This is a genomic window from Niastella sp., from assembly GCF_045805085.1.
In the GTDB taxonomy this organism is placed as follows: domain Bacteria; phylum Bacteroidota; class Bacteroidia; order Chitinophagales; family Chitinophagaceae; genus Niastella.
The window spans coordinates 1-5,437 of record NZ_JBJMLX010000177.1 but is presented as its reverse complement, the minus strand read 5'-3'; the positions used below and the strand labels follow the sequence as shown (position 1 = coordinate 5,437).

Annotated in this window: 6 protein-coding genes; 3 read left to right on the top strand and 3 right to left on the bottom strand. The window is 44.2% G+C overall.

The window, feature by feature from the left end:
- Nucleotides 1-447, top strand: a 447-nt coding sequence (locus ACJ751_RS09020; RefSeq protein WP_407745158.1) for an aldo/keto reductase, incomplete at its 5' end; no start/stop codon positions are given.
- Between the two features lie 28 nt (nucleotides 448-475).
- Entirely contained in the window at nucleotides 476-1,189 is a 714-nt protein-coding gene (locus ACJ751_RS09015) for a pirin family protein (protein WP_407745157.1), read from the top strand.
- A 12-nt stretch (nucleotides 1,190-1,201) separates the two neighbouring features.
- Here ACJ751_RS09015 and ACJ751_RS09010 read toward each other — a convergent pair whose 3' ends face one another.
- Both ACJ751_RS09010 and ACJ751_RS09005 read right to left on the bottom strand, forming a co-directional pair.
- Nucleotides 1,202-1,870, bottom strand: a complete 669-nt coding sequence (locus ACJ751_RS09010) for a dienelactone hydrolase family protein (RefSeq protein ID WP_407745156.1) — start codon at nucleotides 1,868-1,870, stop codon at nucleotides 1,202-1,204.
- A 14-nt stretch (nucleotides 1,871-1,884) separates the two neighbouring features.
- A complete protein-coding gene (locus ACJ751_RS09005; RefSeq protein ID WP_407745155.1) occupies nucleotides 1,885-2,808 on the bottom strand; it encodes a hypothetical protein in 924 nt (307 codons plus the stop codon).
- Nucleotides 2,809-3,007: 199 nt separating this feature from the next.
- Here ACJ751_RS09005 and ACJ751_RS09000 point away from each other — a divergent pair, with 199 nt between their 5' ends.
- Nucleotides 3,008-3,184, top strand: coding sequence for a hypothetical protein (locus ACJ751_RS09000; RefSeq protein ID WP_407745154.1), 177 nt, complete (start codon nucleotides 3,008-3,010; stop codon nucleotides 3,182-3,184).
- Between the two features lie 542 nt (nucleotides 3,185-3,726).
- On the opposite strand, the gene ACJ751_RS08995 is transcribed toward ACJ751_RS09000, so the two are convergent.
- A complete protein-coding gene (locus ACJ751_RS08995) occupies nucleotides 3,727-5,361 on the bottom strand; it encodes an NADP-dependent glyceraldehyde-3-phosphate dehydrogenase (RefSeq protein ID WP_407745153.1) in 1,635 nt (544 codons plus the stop codon).
- Between the last annotated feature and the right edge of the window lie 76 nt (nucleotides 5,362-5,437).

Below are 5,437 nucleotides of genomic sequence, written 5' to 3'. Positions count from 1 at the left end.
GACCAGGGACTGGGCGCATTGATCTGGAGCCCGCTCGCTGGTGGTTTACTCAGCGGAAAATATACCCGCGATATGCAAACCCGCAACGAAGGCCGTTTTGCTGCCGGCTGGACAGAACCGCCCATCCGCGATTTTGATCGTCTTTGGAATATAGTGGATGTGCTGAAAGCCATTGCTGCAGAAAAACAGGTAACACCCGCGCAGGTGGCGCTGGCATGGGTACTGGGCCGCGCTTCTGTTACTTCATTAGTGATCGGCGCCCGCAATCTTGATCAGGTAAAAGATAACATCAGGGCCGCTTCTGTAACCCTAACGGAGAAAGAAAGGGAACGTTTAAATGAAGTGAGCCGTTTACCCATGTTGTATCCCTACTGGCACCAGGCTGCACTGGCAAAGAACCGGTTAAGTCCGGCAGACAGGATCCTGCTGGATGAGCATATAGGATAATCTTTCCGATAACTATTCAATATATGTTATGCAAACTCATTTTTTCAGTGGTAAAGAAAGAGGCAAGAAAGACATTGGCTGGTTAAAAAGCAATTTCTATTTCAGTTTTAGTGATTATTATCATCCTTTAAAAAGTGCCTTTGGCACACTCGTAGCTTTTAACGATGATTATGTAGAACCCGGAAAAGGATTTGGCACTCATCCCCATATCAATATGGAGATCATCTCCATTTTACTGAAGGGAAAAATGAATCATAAAGACTCTATGGGCTACAGCACAGTAATAGAAGCAGGTGGCGTACAGATCATGAGTGCAGGCAGCGGGTTGCGGCATGAAGAATATAACATTGGCGAAGAAGATGTAAATTTTCTACAGATCTGGATCCAGCCAAAGCAACAAAACATAATACCCCGTTATCAACAAAGAAGCTTTCCGATTGAAAGCCGGAAGAATACGCTGACTACTATTATTTCGGGTGAAGAGGGATTAAAGCATTGCTGGATCAACCAGAATGCAAAATTATTACTGGGCGCTTTTGATAAAAACGAAGTAGTGCGCCACAATATGCTTAAAGAGAACATGTGCGCTTTTGTATTTGTAATTTCCGGTGAAATTCTGGTTAACCGCATGCCTGTATTTACCAGGGATGCGCTGGGTATTTGGGATGCTTCTCATTTTGAGATCACCTGCAAAGAAAGCAGCGAATTCCTGATCATAGAAACGCCTATCAATCAGAAATAAAGGCCCACCATGTTATAAATATTTCTCAAACCAGTTGGCAGCCAGGTCAGCTACCTTATGCAAAGCGCCGGGTTCCTCAAACAAATGAGAGGCGCCTTCAACGATTGCTATATTTTTTTCACATGTGAGTTGTTCATACGCCTCATTGTTTAAATCCATCACCTGCAGATCGCGCGACCCAACAATGAGTAAGGTGGGCGCTTTTACCTGCTTTAAGGCAATCGCCAGATCGGGCCGGCCTCCCCGGCTTACAACCGCTTTAATGGCTATATCAAGCAAAGCGGCGGCCTGTAAAGCGGAAGCCGCGCCGGTGCTGGCGCCAAAATAACCAACCGGCAATTGCGCCAGATTACGTTGTTGCGACGCCCATTCCGTTACCTGAACCAAACGATGGCTCAACAACGCAATATCAAACCGGTTTGCATAAATCTGGTCTTCAAAAGCGGTTAACAGATCGGTGAGCAGGGTTGACATGTTGTGCTTATTCAGGATGTCGGCCACAAAATTATTGCGCGGACTTAACCGGCTGCTGCCGCTCCCATGCGCAAAGATCACCAGCGCCTTTGCATCAGCCGGTTCGGCCAGGTTTGCACCCAACTCAACATCCTTTAGGTTGATCTGTATTTCATTTTTGCAGGTCACAGGAAGCCGTTCTTTTATAAAAAAAGCTGAAAATTCCATGCCAGTGGCGGGACCTATTTCCTGTGCTGAAAAATAATCACTGCATTCTTTTTCAGATCCGAAGCGGCTTTTAATTGATAGCGGTCCTTCCCTGCCTCGATGGTCAATAAAGCCGTATTGGGTGGAATAGAACCGAGGTTATTGGCTACCAGCACAAATTCATGAATGGGTACATCCGATTTCAATGGCACCACGACCCTGTATGGATGCGCCGATACAAAAAGCCGGGATACCAGCACCTCATTATTATGAAATATTGTTACGGTATCGCCATCTACCACCTCGTTATCGGCAATGGTGATCACAATGCTGTCGGCAGCGGTAATGATCGTGCTCAATGTATCGGATGTACGTTGCGTTTTAACGGTTGTAATGCTGTCATCAAAAGCCTTTTTGTTAAGATCTGCGAGCGACAGGCCGGGCGTAGGCAGGATGCTATCTGTTTTAAGCACTTTCCTGTTCTGAGCAATGGTATTTGTTGGATTGCCATGTTTGTTTATCCAGGAGAACATGTAAGCAGTGGTATCTACGTTTGTATTCACCTGTTTTAAGATGGTACGCGCGGGTATGCCCATGGAAAGGATCAGCGTTAAGGTTGATTTGGGATTGGCAGAACCAACCAGGTATTTCCCATCGCCATGTACGCTGAATGTAAGTTTATAACTGCACAACACATGGCTGGCTGTTTTTTCAATAAAGCTTTGACCGGCGCCTTTTAACTGGCGGGTAGAATCATTGAAACTGCCTAAAAAGTTGGCCTTGCAATAACCCATCCCCTCATCATAGGTATAACCAATATAGGTGTTCCCCTGTTTGATAATTACCATTTTCATATACTCCGCATCGATCTCTCCTTCCCAGGTGCCGGAAAGGTCTTGCGCCCAACAATGTGAAATAGTACTCAGTAATAATAACAGGAAACAGAAAAAGGATCTCATAAGTAAAAATTCTCAGGGGAAAGATAGTGATTACGGGCATATACTACAAAAGCAAGGGCCTTTCTTTTCAGATACCATCTTTATCGCTTTCACATTTCATTAATAAACTTCCGGGCTCCTGCCCCTTCTATTATACAAACAAGCAACAAATAAAAAGCTTGAATTTAAAAAGCCTAAATCACCTTAAAAATTAACTTATATGAAAACGATATTTACCCTTACCACCATTGTATTGATAGTAATTGCCAGTTTAGTCAGTGCAATATCTTTCAAATTTGGAAATTATAATGTATCAGCGCTGTTGACATTGACCAGCTTTCTTTCATCAGTTTTATGGATACATGTTGTGAGCAGCAAGAAAGTGATCTTACGATAAGCATTATTTCGGAAACCACATATATATGAAAGATTGGCTATCCGCCGGCTGGTGGATAGCCTTTTCAATTTAAATGAGTCTATAATCAACCTCGTTACAAAAGCAATTCGTATCTTTATAACGAGGGTTTAATATAATATGCCACCAGGAAAATACATACCAAATAATTCAGCCAGGAGCCTCCAAAATCACTTCATTCCCAATTCTTCCCTTACTATCCTCTTACTATTGTCTTACTATTCCCTTACTATTGGTATGCTTCATCCATACTGTATCCATGGTTCATCCACGGCACATCCTGCCTGCTCCCCTACTGTAGCAGTACTGCATACTGCCTGAGACTATACTGAAGCTATATTGCATATTGCCTGAGACTCCTCTGCGGCACCTGCTTTACTGTGCTGTATATATACGGGCAGGCCCATTATGGAACTACCTGTTGCTTTTCATCACACTGGCAGTAACCTTTCTTATAAGTAAAATATAAAAACCCCGACAAGCCACAGCCTGTCGGGGTTTTGTTTACAAGACCAACGCTTGCTTTAGAAAATATAATCAGTGCTCAAAAAGTTAGAGTTATGATCTCTGACAATAGTATTGAGCAGGCTCTTGTTCGATTCTGTTAATTTAGCTGCCACCAGTGAGCGGATAGAGAATGAACGAAGCGCATCGAATACAGAGAGCGTACCTTCTGCACTGTCTTTTCTTCCGGTAAATGGAAATACATCGGGGGAACGTTGCGCCTGGCAGTTGATATTCACGCGGCTTACCAGGTTTACAAATGGATCGATGAGGCTGGCCACTTCTTTGGCGTCTTCGCTGAAAATACTCACCTGCATACCATGTGATGCATTTACCTGGTAGGCTACCGGTTCATCGATAGAATCGAAAGGCACTATCGGAACGATAGGTCCAAACTGTTCTTCGTGATACAACCGCATTTGGTCATTAACCGGATATACTACTGCAGGGAATACAAAGGAACCTTCCTGGAAACCACCATTTACATTCATCACTTTAGCGCCTTTTGAAACAGCGTCATCGATGCAGGCCTTCAAATAAGCGGGCTTATTGTCTTCAGGCAGCGGTGTTATTCTAACACCAGCTTCCCAGGGCAATCCGGGTTTCATGGCAGAGACTGCTGCAGCAAGCTTTTCAGTAAACACAGCGGCGACCTCTCTTTGCACAAAGATGAGTTTCAGGGCTGTGCAACGTTGTCCGTTGAATGAAAGCGCGCCCAGGATACATTCATTTACGGCTACGTCAATGTCTGCATGTTTGGTTACAATGGCCGCGTTCTTGGCATCCAGACTCAGGATAGCGCGTAAGCGGTTTACTTTCGGGTGTAATTTTTTAAGCCCGTTTGCCACCTTGCTGCTACCAATAAAGGCCAGTACATTCACTTTACCACTTTCCATGATGGGTGAAATGATCTCTGAGCCTTTTCCATATAATGTATTCACCGTGCCTTTAGGGAATGCTTCTTTGAACGCATTCAATAAAGGATAATGACACAACACCCCGTATTTTGGTAATTTAAACAGGATGGTGTTGCCCATAATGAGGGCTGGTATCAGCGTGGTGAAAATTTCGTTCAATGGATAATTAAAGGGCCCCATGCTCAGCACAACACCTAATGGCGCTCTTCTTATTTGTGCAATGGTGCCTTCTGCCTGCTGAAAATGGGACGACTCGCGGTCGAGGTCTTTCAGGGCGTCGATGGTGAAGTTGATGTAATCAACTGTACGGTCAAACTCCTTGGTGGCGTCGGCCAGCGTTTTGCCAATTTCCCACATCAGCAATTTGATCACCAGTTCCCGTTGCTGGATCATTAAATACACAAACTTCTGCATGCACTTAATACGTCCTTCCACAGACATGGTAGGCCATTCACCCAAACCATTGTCATAAGCAGCTACAGCGGCGTCAAGCGCTTCTAATGATTCTTTAGGGGTAGTATTGGGAATGCTGCCCAATAACTTTTTCTCAAATCCTTTAGCTGTAGGTATGCAAACCGGGGAATAAATATTGGTTACGGGTCCATTCCAGGGAACCAGTTCGCCGTTCAATAAATACTCCCGCTGGTGGATCTCGGTGATCTTGTAATTGTCGGGGATGCTGCTTTCTTCTTTAAATACCACAGGCAACGTGCCTCTGTCGCTATTCTGTTGTTGCATGGAATTAATGATTTACTTATCTATTGTGTTCCAAATGTACTTACTTTATAAATAAATAAAGGCGGAACCATAGAAT

Coding starts and splice junctions, on each gene's coding strand:
- ACJ751_RS09000 (WP_407745154.1), top strand. CDS start 3,008: ATGAAAACGATATTTACCCTTACCACCATTGTATTGATAGTAATTGCC.
- ACJ751_RS09005 (WP_407745155.1), bottom strand. CDS start 2,808: ATGAGATCCTTTTTCTGTTTCCTGTTATTATTACTGAGTACTATTTCA.
- ACJ751_RS09015 (WP_407745157.1), top strand. CDS start 476: ATGCAAACTCATTTTTTCAGTGGTAAAGAAAGAGGCAAGAAAGACATT.
- ACJ751_RS08995 (WP_407745153.1), bottom strand. CDS start 5,361: ATGCAACAACAGAATAGCGACAGAGGCACGTTGCCTGTGGTATTTAAA.
- ACJ751_RS09010 (WP_407745156.1), bottom strand. CDS start 1,870: ATGGAATTTTCAGCTTTTTTTATAAAAGAACGGCTTCCTGTGACCTGC.